The following is a 15,833-nucleotide window of genomic DNA, read 5'->3' on the forward strand; positions in this document are numbered from 1 at the left end:
ACTTCCGAGGCGTGAGAAGTGCCTATGCTAGCAAACCCGTGGGGTCAGGGCTTGTGCAGCGCGCCGTAGAGTTCGGGGCGGCGGTCTTGCAGGTAGTGGTTGGCGGCGCGTGCGCTGAGGATTGACTGGCGGTCCAGGGTGCCGACGATCAAGGCTTCGTCCAGGCCGGCCTGGGCGATACGTTGGCCATCCGGTGCGGCAATGCTGCTTTGTCCACAGTAATGAATCTCGCCTTCGTGCCCGCAGTAATTGGCATAGGCCACAAAGCACTGGTTTTCAAACGCCCGCGAACGCACGGTGACGTCGGCGACAAAATCGAACGGCACCATGTTGGCGGTGGGCACCAGAATCAGTTCGGCGCCGGCCAGGGCCAGACGCCGGGTATTCTCCGGAAACTCCAGGTCGTAGCAAATCAGAAACCCCAGCTTCCAGCCGTTGAGTTCTACCACCGGAAAATCATCGTCGCCTGCGCTGAACATGGCGTGATCCAGATCGCCAAACAAGTGGGTCTTGCGATAGTTACACAGGCGTTGACCCTCGGCGTCGATCAACTGGACGGCGTTGTAGATCTGCCCATCGTCAGCCCGCTCCGGATAGCCGTAGAGAATGGCCAGCCCGGCGTTTTTCGCGATCTCGGCAATGGCTTGGGCAGACTCCGCATCCCGCGCCTCGGCCAACGCGCCAACGGCTTCGGCGCCGATGTTATAGCCCGAGAGAAACATCTCTGGCAGCACCAGCACATCGGCGTCGGATGCCTCTTGCGCCAGTTGGCGCAGGCGCTGGATATTACCGGCCACATCCAGCGGCAGCGGCGGGCATTGGTACAGGGCGACACGCATGTTCAGCTCCTTACTCGGCCAGGGCGATTGGCCCGATTTCATCGAACACATCGCCGGGGCCCGGGTTCTCTGGGTGGGTGCTGCCACCGAAGTGGGTCATGATGCCCCACACCGCGTTGAGCGAGGTTTGTACGGCGCCTTCGACCCACGCGGGCGTCCACGATACGTCGTCACCGGCGATGAAAATCCCGCGTTGTTCGGCGGGCATGTCTTTCTGCATGAAGTGCGCGTACATCCGCTGGTTGTAGCGATAGTGGCCGGGCAGTGCACCTTTGAAAGCCCCGAGGAAGTGCGGGTCGGCTTCCCAGGAAACCGTGATCGGGTCGCCGATGATGCGTGCCTTGATATCGACGTTGGGGTAGATCTTGTTCAACGCGTCCAGGGCCAGCTTCACCCGCTTGTCGATAGGCTGGGGTAGCATTTTCAGGGCGTCGCTCATCCACGAGTAGGAAAGGCAAATCACCCCCGGCTTGTCGTCGCCATTATCGAACAGATAGGTGCCGCGGGTCAGGCGGTCGGTGAGGGTCATGCTCATCAGGTCGCGGCCGGTTTGCGGGTCTTTGTCTTTCCAGAATGGGCGGTCAACCATCACGAAGGTTTTCGACGACTGCATGTAGCGCGTGCGGTCCAGGGCCATCCACATTTTTTGCGAGAACAAGGTTTCGTCGCATTCAATCTGGGTGGTCAGCAGCCAGCTTTGGCAGGTGGTCAGCACCGCGGCGTACTCGCGGGTATCACCGTAGTTGTCAGTGACGGCGAAACGGCCATCGGCCGCATGAGCAATGCGTTTGACCCCTGCCCGTGGTGCACCTCTATGCAGCGAGCTGAGGCTGGTGCCGGCCGGCCAATGGGCGCAGCGCTCCGGCACATGACGCCAGATGCCCATGGGCACTTGCGCTACGCCGCCGACGACCAGGTGTTGATGGTCGTCGCAGTTGGTCATCACCACGCGGAAGATTTCCAGCATGGAGTTGGGGAAGTCCGAGTCCCAGCCGCCGGTGCCGAAGCCGACCTGGCCAAACACCTCGCGGTGATGGAACGACAACTTGGCAAAGGCCTTGGAGGTTGCGACGAAGTCGTAGAAGGTACGGTCATCCCACAGCGGCACGAGCTTGTTCCACAGTTCTTTGAGCCGCGGTACATCACGGTCGCGGATCGCCTGCTGGATATCGCCGAACTGCGAGCCGGCTTCCAGTGCATCGGCCCAGGCATCGGCCACTTCCTGAAACAGCGCAGGCAAGTCGGAGAGTTTTTGTGCGTAGTGGGTCTGGCCTTCCAGATCAATCACAGTGCTGCCGGACGCCGGGGTCAGCGGGTTGGGAAAGGGTTTGGTTTCCAGGCCCAACTTGTCTACGTAATGGTAGAACGCCGTCGACGACACCGGGAAACGCATCCCGCCCAGCTCGGCGATGATGCCTTCGGCGCCTTCGAAGGCCTGGGAGCGCAAGCGGCCACCCATCTTCGAGGCTTCATACACCACTGGCTTGAGCCCCAGCTTCATCAGCTCGTAGGCCGCGACCAAACCAGCGATACCGGCGCCCACGATCGCCACTTCGGCCCCATGGTTGGCGGCGGGAATACTGCCCAGCCCGGCGGGGTGCTCGATCCAGTCATCAAATGCGAACGGGAAATCCGGGCCGAAAATGGTGATGGGTTTCTTGCCGTCTGCTGGGTGGCGATTGGTCTTGCTGATAGTGCTGGACGGAATGCTCATGGCTGACCTTACTGACGGCTCGGCGGGATATGGCCCGTTGAGTATAGGAAAAGATGGCAGCCAGTTTAGGGAGCGTAGCGCTCGTTAATAAGACGCAATGTGTCGTCGGATTGCACTGATTTTTGTCAATATGACGAAGTGATCGATCAGATTGGCTGTCCGCGATCCAATTTGTTGCTGAGGATGATCGAGGTGGTGGTTTTCTCCACACCGTCGACACTGCCGATCTGATCGAGCAGTTGATCCAGTTGTTCCGGCGAATCGGTGCGCAGCCATGCCACGTAATCGAACTCGCCGCTGACCGCACACAACTGCTGCACCTGCGCCATGGCACTCAGCCTGCGCAGCACCTCTTTGCCTGAGCGTGGTTGCACGGTAATCCCCACATAAGCCTGCAAACCCCCATCCGCTACGCGCTGGCCCAGGCGCACGCCGTAACCGGTGATCACCTGGGTTTTCTCCAGGCGTGCCAGGCGTGACGTGACTGTGGTGCGCGCAATCCCCAGTTGCCGGGCAAGCATGGCCACGCTTTCGCGGGCATTGAGCTGCAGGGCGGCGATCAGTTGGCGGTCGATTTCGTCTAAGGCGGGCAAGGGGGGACTCCGGTGCGGACGACAATGAGCACGCATGGTACAGGCTGGGTCCGGCCGAAAGAACCGTTACACCAGACACGCAAAAGCCGCGCAATGCGCGGCTTTCAAGTTGGTGGGCCCAGCAGGACTCGAACCTGCGACCAAGGGATTATGAGTCCCCTGCTCTAACCAACTGAGCTATAGGCCCTCAGTAGGTCGCGGATTATAACGATGGTTTGTTCACTGTGCCATCCGAAAAATCCTCCAGCTTCGTACGAAGGAAGCTCGCGGCAAAAAGCTCCGGCGGCAGGGGCAGGCTGACGATGTAGCCTTGCATCTGTTCACAGCCTTCGGCGGCGAGGAATGTTTGCTGTGCGGGGGTCTCCACGCCTTCGGCAATGATGGTGAATTGCATGCTGTGGCCCAGCGCGATGATGGCGCGCACGATGGCGACGTCGTGGGGATCGTCGGGCAGGCCTCGAACGAAGGATTGGTCGATCTTGAGGAAGTCCAGGGGCAGGCGCTTGAGGTAGCTGAGGGACGAGTAGCCAGTGCCGAAATCATCGATCGCCAGCTGGACGCCCAAGCGTTTGAGTTGATGCAGAACCCCCAGGGCTTCTTCGGCCTGGCTCATGATGAAGTTCTCGGTGATCTCCAATTGCAGGCAGCCAGGTTCAAGGCGGTAATCGCGCAGCAGTTGTTCGATGCGTGACAACAGGTTGGGGTGACGCAGTTGCGCGCCTGCGAGGTTGACCGACAGTGGCCCGAAATCGTCGAAAGCCTCTTGCCAGGCGTGCAACTGCCGACAGGCTTGTTCCAGCACCCAGTCGCCAATTTGCAGGATCGTGCCGTTCTCTTCGGCCAGGGCGATGAAGTGTTCGGGCGGGACGTCGCCCAAGGTGGGGTGACGCCAGCGGATCAGGGCTTCGGCGCCGATCAGCTCTTGGGTCAACAGGCTGCGCTTGGGTTGGTAATAGAGGCTCAGCTCTTCACGTTCGATGGCACGGCGCAGCTCGTGCTCCAGCGCTACGCGTTCATTGGCTTGGGCCGTCAGGTCGCGGGTATAGCTTTCCACACGGTTGCGGCCCTTGGCCTTGGAGCGATACATCGCAGCATCGGCGTTCTTGACCAGAGTAGCGACGTCGGTGCCATCCTGTGGGTAAAGGCTGGTGCCAATACTGGCGCTGATAAAAAACTCATGCTCACCGGCCTGGAATGGGGGGGTAAAGCAGTCGAGCAGCTTGTTCGCCAGATACTGGGCATCGCCGGCCTGCTGCAAGCCGGGCAGCAAGATGATGAATTCATCCCCGCCCAGGCGGGCGACGGTGTCGACGTCGCGCAGTTGCTGCTTGAGGCGTACGGCGATGTCTTTGAGCAGCAGGTCGCCGACCGGGTGGCCGAGGCTGTCGTTGATGTGTTTGAAACGGTCCAGGTCAAGAAACAACACCGCGCCTTGCCTGCCGCTTTCCTGCTGGCCGTTAAGGGCGGCCTGCAGTCGATTTTCAAACAGGGTGCGGTTGGGCAACCCGGTCAGCGGATCGTGGTGGGCCTGATAGTCCAGGCGTGCCTGGGCCAGCTTGAGGCTGGAGATGTCGGCAAACACGGCAACGAAGTGCGTGATCAATTGGTCGCGGTTACGCACGGCGCTGATGGTCAGCCAGCTTGGGTACACCTCGCCGTTCTTGCGGCGGTTGGAAATCTCTCCCTGCCAGTGTCCATGGGCCGTCAATTGGTGCCACATCGCCGCATAGAATGCGCTGTCATGCAGGCCCGAGGCGAGCAAGCGCGGGGTATGGCCGAGTGCTTCGATTTCGCTGTAGCCGGTGATCTCACTGAAGGCGCGATTGACGGCACTGATGTTCTGTCGTGTGTCGGTGATCAAGACGCCTTCAGCGGTGCTCTCGAATACCGTGGCGGCCTGTTGCAGTTTTTCCTGCATCTGCTGGCGTTCGGTGATGTCCCGAGCGATGGTCAGCATGCAGTCTTCGTCACCGATGGGCAGCGGGCGACTGGAGACTTCGCAGAGGCGAAGCTGGCCGTCGGCGCGACGGATATGGCAGATGAAATCACGCACGAAGCCGTCGCGCTGCATCAATTCCAGCATGTGCTTGCGTTCGTTGAGATCGACCCAGATACCCAGGTCCAGGGTTGATTGGTCGAGCGAAGAGGCGCTGGTGAAGCCGGTCAGATGGCTGAAACCTTCGTTCACCTCAATCAATAGGCCATCCCTTTGGCGACTCAGCAGCAAGCCGTCGGGGGACGCATGGAACGCCTTGGCGAATTTCTCTTCGGAGGTTTGCAGTTGCTGTTGGGTTTCCTTGAGCTGGGTGATATCGCGCACCACCACCACCAGGGCTTCGGTGGTGTCGAGTTGGAAGGGCTCAGCTGAGATCAGCCCCGTAAACGCTTCGCCGTTGCTGCGCAGAAAGGACATTTCCAGGTTGCGGATACTGGTGGTCTGTACCCGCTGCAGCAAATCCGGCCCGACGCCCTGAATACGCCATATATTCAGATCTGAGGCGGCTTTGCCTACCACCTCGTCGGCGGTCAGGCCAATCTGGTCCTCGAATGCCTTGTTGACCTCCAGCAGGCAGCCATCGGATAGCCTGGCGATCACCAGAATGTCGGGGCATTGCTGGAACACCGACGCAAACTTCTGCTCGGACAGTTGCAGGGCTTCCTCCGTGCGCTTGGCTTCGCTGATATCGATCATCAGGCCGCGCAGCACTGGCTCATGGCCGTGTTCAATCAGGCTGACAATATCGCGCACCCACAAGCAACGGCCGTCCGCCGTGATGACCCGGTAATCGACGCTGTGATCACGATTGGCACGGGTTTCCCGGTAGCAATACGCTTCGGTGCGCGTGAGGTCGGCCGGGTGAATGATGTTGCGCCAGAAGCCCGGAATCAGCCAGTGGGCGCGCGGATAGCCGAGCAAGTCTTCAGCATGGGGCGATACGTAGCTGTAGGTGAAGTCGCTGATGCTTGCTTCCCAGGCGATGGCGGACAAGCTCTCTACCAGGCCGCGATAGTGGTATTCGCTGCTGCGCAGTTCTTGTTCAAGGGCGACCCTGCGGGAAATTTCCGAACTGAGCCGGCGATTGATCCGAATGACCACCGCCAGCACGGTACTGAGCAACAATACGGCGGGCAGGCCGTACGTCAGCAGGTCGACCCAGAAGGTGCGGTGATCGGTGAAGCTGCCGACCCAATGTTGCTGGATCGCATCGGTTTCGGCTGAGCTCAGGTCGGCGAGGACTTTGTCCAGGATGCCCACCAGCATTTTCTGTTCCTGCGGCACGCCCATTGCCAATTGGTAGCGATAGGGCGTTTCGCCGCTGACGTACAAGCCATCGAGCTTGAGCTGGCGCAGACTCCAGACGCTGGATGCCAAGTCGCCGACGACGGCGTCCACTTCATCGGTGGCCAGGGCTTGCAGCGTCGAACTGACGTTGGGCATCGCCACCAGATTCAGGTCCGGGTGGTGAGTGCGCAGCAATTCATGGGGCGCATAGTTTTCCACCACGGCAATTTTCAGCCCGTACAAACCCTTTAGGTTGCGTGGTTTCGCGCCGCCTTCATGGGCAAGGATGACGATGGGAAAGTCGAGGTAGGGGCGTGTAAAGGCCAGGTAGCTTTGGCGCTCCGGAGTGGACATGATGCCGGGTAGCAAGTCGAGCTGGTTGCTCCGGGCTTGTTCAAGTACAGCGGTCCAATTTGCCGGTTCGATCAGCTTGATCCTGACACCCAGTCGGTCCTGGATCAGGCGTACATAGTCGGCAGCCAGGCCCTGGTAACGACCATTCTCATCACGGTATTCAAAGGGGGGCCAGGACGCGTCCACCCCAAGGCGAAGCTCCTGATGGTCCGCCAACCAGCTACGCTCATCCTCCGTGAGAGTCAACGCGCCAGCCGTTGCGGTCCAGGTCAGCAGCGACAGTAGCAACACGGTCGGCAATCTGGGCATAACGGTCTCGTTATGGCACGGGGAATAGTTCGAGTGTAGACGGGCATTTCAGGGGAGGGGTGTTGCAGGGAATTTTATCTGTGCAAAACAAAACCCCCGGCCTGGGCCGGGGGTTCTGGTATCACTCGTCGAGGAAGGAGCGCAAATGCTCGCTTCGCGTCGGGTGGCGCAACTTGCGCAGTGCCTTGGCTTCGATCTGACGGATCCGCTCGCGGGTCACGTCAAACTGCTTACCGACTTCCTCAAGGGTGTGGTCGGTGTTCATGTCGATGCCGAAACGCATGCGCAGTACCTTGGCTTCACGGGCAGTGAGGCCGGACAGTACATCGCGAGTCGCTTCCTTCAGGCTCTCAACGGTGGCGACATCGATTGGCGACTGCATGGTCGAGTCTTCGATGAAGTCACCCAGATGGGAGTCTTCGTCATCACCAATCGGCGTTTCCATGGAGATCGGCTCTTTAGCGATCTTCAATACCTTGCGGATTTTATCCTCAGGCATTTCCATGCGTTCGCCCAGCTCTTCCGGGGTCGGTTCGCGACCCATTTCCTGCAACATCTGCCGGGAAATACGGTTGAGCTTGTTGATGGTCTCGATCATGTGCACCGGAATACGGATGGTGCGGGCCTGGTCGGCGATCGAGCGAGTGATCGCCTGACGGATCCACCAGGTGGCATAAGTCGAGAACTTGTAGCCGCGACGGTATTCGAACTTGTCTACCGCTTTCATCAAGCCGATGTTGCCTTCCTGGATCAGGTCCAGGAACTGCAGGCCACGGTTGGTGTACTTCTTGGCGATCGAGATCACCAGACGCAAGTTCGCTTCAACCATCTCTTTCTTCGCGCGGCGGGCCTTGGCCTCACCGATCGACATGCGACGGTTGATGTCCTTGATTTCAGCAATCGTCAGACCGGTTTCGGTCTCAAGCGCAGTCAGCTTCTGCTGGCAGCGGATGATATCGGGCTGCAGGCGGCCGATGGCTTCGGCGTATTTCGCCTTGCCCTTGGCCAGTGCGTCGGTCCAGCTTTCGTCAACTTCGTTGCCCGGGAACTGGCGCAGGAAGTCGGTACGCGGCATACGGGCATCACGCACGCACAGCTGCATGATCGCACGCTCTTGTGCACGCAGACGCTCAAGGGCGCTACGAACGCGCTCGACCAAACCTTCGAATTGCTTGGGCACCAGCTTGATCGGCATGAACAGCTCAGCCAGCGCCACCAGCTCGGCAATTGCCTGCTTGTTGGAGCGACCATGCTTCTTCAGGGCCTTGCGGGTGATTTCCATTTGATCGGAAACCGCACCGAAACGCTGGGCCGCGACGATTGGGTCCGGGCCGCTTTCGACTTCATCTTCGTCGTCGCTGCTGGCTTCGGCGTCGTCGTCTTCGGCGTCGTCATCCGCTTTCGCGGCTTTGGCGTCGACAGGCGGCGGTACTTCGGCGGCAGGCGGCGCAATGCCGTCGTCCGGGTCGATGTAACCGCTCAGGACGTCGGACAGGCGGCCACCTTCGGTGGTGACGCGGGTGTACTCGGAGAGAATGTGGTCAACCGTGCCTGGGAAGTGCGCAATAGCGCCCATCACTTCACGGATGCCCTCTTCGATACGCTTGGCGATTTCGATTTCGCCTTCGCGTGTCAGCAGCTCGACAGTACCCATTTCACGCATATACATGCGCACCGGGTCCGTCGTGCGGCCGATATCGGTCTCTACTGCAGCCAGCGCGGCAGCAGCTTCCTCAGCGGCGGCCTCGTCGGTATCAGCGTCGGCCAGCATAAGGGAATCCTTATCTGGCGCGACTTCGAATACGTTGATCCCCATGTCGTTAATCATGCGGATGATGTCTTCCACCTGCTCTGGATCTGAAATATCCTCAGGCAGGTGGTCGTTGACCTCCGCGTAAGTCAGGTAACCCTGCTCACGACCAAGTGTGATCAACTCTTTGATACGAGACTGCTGTTGCGCTTTTCCGGACATAACACCCTATCCACTGAAGGTCTTGGCGGGCAAAAAACAAGCCGAGGATTATACCCGAGCTATGACCTCACACGCCAGCTGAGGTCGGGTTTGATGCGTAAACATTCTGTTTTAAGAGGTCGCGCATCTGTTTTGCTATCTGAATCTGCTCTTCAGCCGACAATCCCGGCTGCCTTGCTCTCTTAATGAGCTCATCGAGGGTCTGAGTGTGTTGACCCGCAGATAACCTATTAATGGTGTCTAAAAACTGTTGTTCAAGGTTGTCGCCGTCAATTAGCCACTCCTTTTCCGCCAACGCTTTCAATAAACGGCCTTGTTCCGTGCCGTGCCAGCGAGCCATCAGCTGGATTGAGTTTAGCTTGGGATTTTTCTGCACCGCCTCGATCAGGGCAATCAGCACCTGGGCGTAGGTGTTGCTTTCGTTGGCAAAGTGGTCGGCGCTTTCAACCTTGCCGGCCAGTTGTGGGTGATGAATCAGCGTACGCAGCGCAATAAGCGTCGGGGCTTCCACTGCTACGGGTGTGCGTGGAGCGTAGGCTTCATCGCGATCACCGCGCTTGCCGTTTTTGCTCCAGGGTTTCTTGTCCCATTTCTTGCCGCCGGCCCCGGGCTTTTTCGGCGTCCACTCCTGTTGGGGGGCAAAGGCCTCCTGAGGCTGGTGAAAGTCGGCATAGTCCGGCATGGCGTCGTAATCCATGCCTGGATCGTAGGCTGGCGGCGCATCTTGCGGTGCGCTATGCACCAGCTGGCTCACGGCTTCGCCACTCAAACCGGTAATTTCCAGCAGGCGCTGGCGCATCAGCGTGCGCAAATTGGCGCCTGGCACCTTGTCGATCAATGGCGCAGCGAGGGTGGCCATATGAGCCTTGCCTTCGAGCGAGCGCGGGTCGGCTTCTTCGGTCAATTGCTGGAAAAAATAATCCGCCAGCGGCTGCGCATGTTGATTGATGCGCGCACGGAACGCGTCGGTGCCCTCCGAACGGACCAGGGTGTCCGGGTCTTCGCCTTCGGGCAGGAACAGGAAACGTGCGCGGCGCCCGTCCTGCAGGCTTGACAGTGTGGCCTCAAGCGCACGCCAGGCGGCGTTGCGGCCGGCCTGGTCGCCGTCAAAGCAGAACAGCACGCTGGGCACGACGCGGAACAGGCGCTTCAAATGCTCTTCGCTGGTGGCGGTGCCCAGGGTTGCCACGGCGTTGCGCAGACCTTGCTGGGCCAGGGCGATCACGTCCATATAGCCTTCAACCACGATGATTTCGTCGAGGTTGCGGTTGTTCTTGCGCGCTTCGAACAGTCCGTAGAGTTCCTGGCCCTTGTGGAACACCGGAGTTTCCGGGGAGTTCAGGTACTTGGGCTTGTCGTCCCCGAGTACGCGGCCACCGAAGGCGATGATGCGGCCACGGCTGTCGCGGATCGGAAACATCACGCGGTCGCGGAAACGGTCATAACGCTTGCCGGTCTCGGCGTTTTCTATCAGCAGGCCGGCATCGATCATGGCCTTTTGCTGCAGGGTGTCGCTGCTCAGGTGTTTGTACAGGTTGTCCCAGCCGGGCGGGGCGAAGCCGAGGCCGAAGTCGCGGGCGATTTCACCGGTGAGGCCGCGGCCCTTGAGGTAGTCAACGGCGGCCTTGCGCTGCGGATGGCTTTTAAGCGCCTGGCGATAGAAGTCGGCGGCCGCGGTCAGCAGCGGATACAGCGGCGAATCGGTGGGTTGCCGAGGTTTGTGCGGGCGGCCACTTTCTTCCCGGGGGATTTCCATGCCCGCGGCTTTTGCCAGATCCTCGACGGCCTGGGGAAAGTCCAGGTTGTCGTGGTCCATCAGGAAGCCGAGGGCGTTGCCGCCAGCGCCGCAACCGAAGCAATAATAGAACTGCTTGTCGGGGCTGACACTGAATGACGGCGTTTTTTCTTTATGGAACGGGCAGCAGGCGGTGTAGTTTTTGCCGGCTTTTTTCAGCTGTACGCGTGAGCTGACAACATCGACGATGTCGGTGCGGTTCAGAAGGTCGTCAATAAAGCTCTGGGGAATCAGCCCGGCCATGGCGTTCTCGTCATCACTGCGTGTAAATGAGGGCCCGTGAAGTGTTCAAGCGCACGTATGGAGTGCTTGATCATCATCGTCTGCATGGGTCTTCAGGAAGTGTATCTGCCGAATATTCACTGAGGGTAGTTTCTGATCAGTGTTCGGCATAGAAATGTTGCCCGGGCGTCCGGTCTAGGCCAACGGTGGGCCTCGGAAACGCATCGATGGGCACAGCCGATACAGTTGATCGCCTGCTTGAAGAATAGGTGTGCTCGTCAGTAGCCTTGTTAGGCTCGTCAGAAGAGACGTGCACCGCTGGCAAAAGAGCCAGCCCTGACGTGTGAAGCAGTGTCTCGGTCGCATGTGCGGCGTCGACGGTGAAGCATCAAGCGATATCCGCAAATGCCAACAGCCCGGCTGAGGGCCGGGCTTGGCAGAAGCTTGCTACGAACGTCTGTGTATTAGTACAGACGAACGGCGCGGCGCTGTTCGCGCTGAACTTTCTTGGCGTGACGCTTAACAGCGGCTGCTGCTTTACGCTTACGCTCAGAAGTTGGCTTCTCATAAAATTCGCGGCTACGAACTTCAGCCAGAACACCGGCTTTTTCGCAGGAGCGCTTGAAACGACGCAGAGCTACGTCGAAGGGTTCGTTCTCTTTTACTTTGACGGCTGGCATCCAGAGCTACCTTCTTTCATTACCGGGAATCAACGTTCTCGTCGCAAAAAATTCGCGGCTGAGGTCGTCGGTTTTTAAGGGTTGCGGATGTTAACCCCTCATTGGCCGGAATGCAAAGCCTCTGATCGAAAACCGCTAGTCGGGAGGGGGAGTGGCGACTATTATGCGCGCCTTCGAATTCAGCCTCTACAAGGCGCAAACCCATGCTAGTACTGGGACTTGAAACCTCCTGCGACGAAACCGGAGTCGCACTATACGACAGTGAACGCGGGCTTTTGGCCGATGCACTGTTCAGTCAGATCGACCTGCACCGCGCCTATGGCGGCGTGGTTCCGGAGCTGGCCAGCCGTGATCACGTCAAACGCATGCTGCCGTTGATTCGCCAGGTGCTGGATGAGGCCGGCTGTGTACCGACCGAGATCGACGCCATCGCCTATACGGCAGGCCCCGGATTGGTCGGAGCCCTTCTGGTTGGGGCCTCTTGCGCCCAGGCGCTGGCCTTTGCCTGGGGTATTCCCGCCCTTGGCGTGCACCACATGGAAGGCCATTTGCTGGCGCCGATGTTGGAAAAAACACCTCCAGAGTTCCCGTTCGTCGCTTTGTTGGTGTCGGGTGGTCATACGCAGTTGGTTCAGGTCGATGGAATCGGCCAATACACGCTGTTGGGCGAGTCCCTGGATGATGCCGCCGGTGAAGCGTTCGACAAAACCGCGAAGATGATGGGGCTTAACTATCCCGGTGGGCCGGAAATCGCCCGTCTGGCCGAGAAAGGCGTCGCCGGGCGCTACGTTTTCCCGCGTCCGATGTGTGATCGGCCGGGGCTGATGTTCAGTTTCAGCGGTTTGAAAACGTCCGCGCTGAATACCTGGCAGCAGAGCGTCAGCGCCGGGGACGACGGTCAGCAAGCCCGTTGCGACATCGCACTGGCGTTCCAGCAGGCCGTGGTAGAGACTTTGACCATCAAGTGCAAGCGCGCCCTCAAGCAGGCAGGTATGAAGCGGCTGGTGATCGCAGGCGGCGTCAGCGCCAATAAGGCATTGCGCAGTTCGCTTGAAAAAATGCTCGGCGACATGCAAGGCCATGTGTTCTACGCCCGCCCGGAATTCTGCACTGACAACGGCGCGATGATTGCCTACGCCGGCTGCCAGCGCTTGCAGGCCGGGCAGCATGAAAGCCTGGCGATCAGCGTGCAGGCGCGCTGGCCGATGGAGCAGTTGCCGCCGCTGTAGGGCTTACGTGAACCGGTTTCGCCCGGCGTATTTAAAAATGCCGTTCGCGCCCGGCAAACAGGTCGCGTAGATTGCCGCGGTGGCGCCAGACGATCAGCAGCGTCAGCACGCTCATCGGCAGTAACGCCTGCGGTGCCTGCCAGGCCAACAGCGGCAGGGTAAGCGGCGTGGCAATCAGCGCGGCCAACGAGCTGGTACGGGTCAGGTAGAACGTCAGCAGCCAGGCGAGCATGGCCAGCAATGCTGCCGGTGGGTAAATGCCCAGCAGCATCCCGGCCGCGGTGGCGACACCCTTGCCACCGCGAAAGCGGAAGTACAATGGGAACAGGTGACCGAGGACGGCGCATATGCCCACCCAGGCCTGCTGTTGCAAGGTAAGGCCGGCGAGACTGGCGATCAGCACGGGCAGCAGGCCCTTGCAAACGTCGCCCAGCAGGGTCAGGACGGCAAGTTTCTTGCCGGCCAGACGCAACATATTGGTGGCGCCGGCATTGCCTGAGCCACTCATTCGCGGGTCGGGATTTCCCGTCAGGCGGCTGAGCAAAATGGCGAAGGACAGCGAGCCGAGCAGGTAGGCGAAAATCGCCAGTGACCAAAACATGCTAACTATTCCGGGCGAGGACGCCCTGATTCTAACGGGGCATCGCGCCCTTGTCGTGCTGCGGAGAAGAGTGCTTGGACAGAGTGTTTATCGAAGGCCTGGAAGTGGACACCGTGATCGGGGCCTACGACTGGGAGCGCGGCATCCGTCAATGCCTGCGCCTGGACCTGAGCTTTGCTTGGGATAATCGCCCGGCCGCCGCGGGTGATGACCTGACCCTGGCGCTCGACTACGCCAGTGTATCCGCGCGTATCCAGGCCTTTGCCGAGCAGTCCCGGTATCAGTTGGTGGAAACCTTTGCCGAGCGCCTGGCCGAAGTGCTGATGAGCGAATTCCAGATTCCCTGGTTGCACCTCAAGTTGACCAAGCCAGGCGCGGTGCCCGCTGCCAAGGGCGTGGGCGTGGAGATCGAGCGCGGATGTCGTTGACTCAGGTTTACCTCGGGCTTGGCAGCAACATCGAGCGCGAGAGCCGTCTATGTGCCGGCCTGGATGCGCTGGCAGGGTTCCTGACGCAGATGCGCTGCTCGGCGGTGTTCGAGAGCCAGCCGGTGGGTATCAAGAGCGGGCCGTTTTTCAACCTGGTGGTGTCGGCCTATACCGACCTGCCGTTGATGGAGCTGGACCGTCGACTCAAACTCATCGAGGCCGATAATGGCCGGTATGCACCTGGTCGCAAAGGGTTACCGCTGGATATCGATGTGCTGTTGTATGGCGACTTGGTGGGGGATTTTGATGGATTGATCCTGCCGCGAGCAGAAATTCTTAAAAACGCTTTTGTGTTGTGGCCGCTTTCGATGATGGCGCCGGACCGTGTTCACCCTGAGGCAGGCAAGACAATGGCCGAGCTGTGGCGCGATGCGCAGATCGACCAGGTGCTGGCGCCTGTCGGCTTTGAGTGGCAAGGCCAGCAACTTACACCGGACAATCTCCTGTAGGAGCCGAGCTTGCCACAAAGACCGTGACTACGGTGAAGGCTGTTCCTTGTAGGCTTTCAGCGCGTTCAGCCGTTCGCGCTTGAGCGCTTCTCCCAGCTCGGGGCCTTTGAAACCTTTTTCCAGCAGTGGTGCGACCGGTACTTCGCGTGCAGCCTTTGCCGCGCCGCGCAAATAATCCGCCTGTGGATAACTGCGCTGCTCAAGACCCTTGCGGCCCCGGGCATCCATTTCGCAGGCCATCACAAACTCTTCGAAGCGTTGCGGCCGGCGGTACACGTCAAAGCTTTGCAGCAACTCCAGCAAAGTCGAGGCTTTCAGCTCCAGCGCTCGATGCCCATGGGTATGATATTGCCCCACCAGCAAGGCCAATTCCTGGCAATCCCTAGGTACCTTGAAGCGTTCGTTCACCGCCTTGATCAGCTTCAAGCCACGGTGCTCATGGGCAATATGCTGCGGCAACTTATCCACAGGCGTCAGGCCCTTGCCCAAATCGTGCAGCAGGCAACCCCAGCGTACGGTCAGCGGCTGTTTGTGCAATGCAGCTTGTTCCAGCACGCTCAAGGTGTGTACGCCAGTATCTATTTCCGGGTGATGGGCTTCGGGTTGCGGTACGCCGAACAGGGCATCTACCTCCGGCATCAGGGTTTTCAGCGCATCGCAGTCGCGTAGCACCTGGATGAAAACCTGTGGCTGATCCTCCATCAGTGCGCGGGAGATTTCTTTCCAGCTGCGCTCGGGGGTAAGGGCCTCCAGTTCGCCGGACTCACTGAGCTGGCGCATCAATTCCAGCGTCTCGGGTGCGACCTTGAAACCCAGGTGTGCATAACGTGCGGCAAAGCGGGCGACGCGGAGTACTCGCAGGGGATCTTCGGCGAACGCGGGGGAAACATGACGCAAAATGCGCGCTTCAAGATCGCGTTGGCCGTGATAAGGGTCGGTCAGGGTGCCGTCATCGTCTTCTGCCATGGCATTGATGGTCAGGTCGCGACGAATCAGGTCTTCCTCCAGCGTGACATCGGGGCTCGCGTGAAACACAAAACCACCGTAGCCTCGGCCACTCTTGCGTTCGGTGCGGGCGAGGGCGTACTCATCGCCGTTTTTCGGGTCGAGAAATACCGGGAAATCGGCCCCTACGGGCTTATAGCCTTTGGCGAGCATCTCTTCGGTGGTTGCACCTACGACGACACGATCGATATCGGTGACCTTGATGCCCAGCAGGCGATCACGCACCGCACCGCCGACTTTGTAGATTTTCATGAAAAAGCCTCCATTAGCGGCACAGGATAACGCCTGTGCCTTAGCAAT

General features: G+C 59.7%; 12 protein-coding genes and 1 tRNA gene. 3 read left to right on the forward strand and 10 right to left on the reverse strand.

The features are described from left to right. Window positions 1-44: 44 nt before the first annotated feature. From QMK52_RS09875 to rpsU, 8 genes are all read right to left on the reverse strand, one after another. Entirely contained in the window at window positions 45-839 is a 795-nt protein-coding gene (locus QMK52_RS09875; protein WP_320404058.1) for a carbon-nitrogen hydrolase family protein, read from the reverse strand. Between the two features lie 10 nt (window positions 840-849). Next, a complete protein-coding gene (locus tag QMK52_RS09880; protein WP_032803990.1) occupies window positions 850-2,532 on the reverse strand; it encodes a flavin monoamine oxidase family protein in 1,683 nt (560 codons plus the stop codon). 167 nt (window positions 2,533-2,699) lie between these two features. Next, window positions 2,700-3,146: an Lrp/AsnC family transcriptional regulator gene (locus QMK52_RS09885; protein ID WP_003194755.1), complete on the reverse strand. Its 447-nt coding sequence runs from the start codon at window positions 3,144-3,146 to the stop codon at window positions 2,700-2,702. A 110-nt stretch (window positions 3,147-3,256) separates the two neighbouring features. Next, window positions 3,257-3,333 (reverse strand) — tRNA-Ile (locus QMK52_RS09890). 15 nt (window positions 3,334-3,348) lie between these two features. Continuing rightward, entirely contained in the window at window positions 3,349-7,092 is a 3,744-nt protein-coding gene (locus QMK52_RS09895; RefSeq protein ID WP_005792070.1) for a bifunctional diguanylate cyclase/phosphodiesterase, read from the reverse strand. Window positions 7,093-7,213: 121 nt separating this feature from the next. Continuing rightward, entirely contained in the window at window positions 7,214-9,064 is a 1,851-nt protein-coding gene (gene rpoD, locus QMK52_RS09900) for an RNA polymerase sigma factor RpoD (RefSeq protein WP_005792068.1), read from the reverse strand. Window positions 9,065-9,131: 67 nt separating this feature from the next. After that, window positions 9,132-11,102 (reverse strand): DNA primase, encoded by a 1,971-nt coding sequence (dnaG, locus tag QMK52_RS09905; protein WP_005792066.1) that lies wholly within the window; start codon window positions 11,100-11,102, stop codon window positions 9,132-9,134. Between the two features lie 443 nt (window positions 11,103-11,545). Continuing rightward, the gene (gene rpsU / locus QMK52_RS09910) at window positions 11,546-11,761 is read right to left on the reverse strand and encodes a 30S ribosomal protein S21 (RefSeq protein ID WP_002551877.1); all 216 of its coding nucleotides are present in this window, start codon (window positions 11,759-11,761) and stop codon (window positions 11,546-11,548) included. 203 nt (window positions 11,762-11,964) lie between these two features. On the opposite strand from rpsU, the gene tsaD reads away from it, so the two are divergent. Next, window positions 11,965-12,990: a tRNA (adenosine(37)-N6)-threonylcarbamoyltransferase complex transferase subunit TsaD gene (gene tsaD, locus QMK52_RS09915; RefSeq protein ID WP_005792063.1), complete on the forward strand. Its 1,026-nt coding sequence runs from the start codon at window positions 11,965-11,967 to the stop codon at window positions 12,988-12,990. Window positions 12,991-13,021: 31 nt separating this feature from the next. On the opposite strand, the gene plsY is transcribed toward tsaD, so the two are convergent. Continuing rightward, complete coding sequence (gene plsY, locus QMK52_RS09920) at window positions 13,022-13,591, reverse strand: glycerol-3-phosphate 1-O-acyltransferase PlsY (RefSeq protein ID WP_005792062.1); 570 nt, start codon at window positions 13,589-13,591, stop codon at window positions 13,022-13,024. A gap of 74 nt (window positions 13,592-13,665) precedes the next feature. Here plsY and folB point away from each other — a divergent pair, with 74 nt between their 5' ends. Then, entirely contained in the window at window positions 13,666-14,019 is a 354-nt protein-coding gene (gene folB, locus QMK52_RS09925; protein WP_032803736.1) for a dihydroneopterin aldolase, read from the forward strand. Next, a complete protein-coding gene (folK, locus tag QMK52_RS09930; RefSeq protein ID WP_194439403.1) occupies window positions 14,010-14,528 on the forward strand; it encodes a 2-amino-4-hydroxy-6-hydroxymethyldihydropteridine diphosphokinase in 519 nt (172 codons plus the stop codon). The genes folB and folK overlap by 10 nt, the downstream gene beginning before the upstream one ends. 27 nt (window positions 14,529-14,555) lie before the next feature. On the opposite strand, the gene QMK52_RS09935 is transcribed toward folK, so the two are convergent. Then, entirely contained in the window at window positions 14,556-15,785 is a 1,230-nt protein-coding gene (locus QMK52_RS09935) for a multifunctional CCA addition/repair protein (protein ID WP_005792057.1), read from the reverse strand. Between the last annotated feature and the right edge of the window lie 48 nt (window positions 15,786-15,833).

The organism is Pseudomonas sp. P9_2 (assembly GCF_034008255.1).
GTDB lineage: Bacteria > Pseudomonadota > Gammaproteobacteria > Pseudomonadales > Pseudomonadaceae > Aquipseudomonas > Aquipseudomonas synxantha_A.